At 58.3% G+C, this 264-nt stretch carries 1 pseudogene; it reads left to right on the top strand.

The features are described from left to right. Window positions 1-209, top strand: a pseudogene (locus ACVA58_RS28225) (ABC transporter ATP-binding protein); the annotation flags it as partial. Window positions 210-264 lie beyond the last annotated feature (55 nt).

Below are 264 nucleotides of genomic sequence, written 5' to 3'. Positions count from 1 at the left end.
ATGTGGATGAGGCGGTGCTGCTGGCGGATCGCATCGTCATGATGACGAATGGGCCGGCGGCGACGATTGGCGAAGTGTTGACGGTGGATTTGCCACGACCGCGGGATCGGATGGCGTTGGCGGAGGATCCGACTTATCACGCCTGTCGGACGGCTGTTTTGGATTTCTTGTATCGGAAGCAGCGGCATCCGGTGGCGGAAGCGGCTTGAGTTTTTTGTGTTTGGTTTTCGGTTTTGATGTTGGTGGCTTGCCGCCCTTTCGCCC

Source organism: Photobacterium sp. DNB22_13_2, from assembly GCF_052873915.1.
The sequence above is the reverse complement of the archived record's forward strand: the minus strand, read 5'-3'. Positions and strand labels throughout refer to the sequence as shown.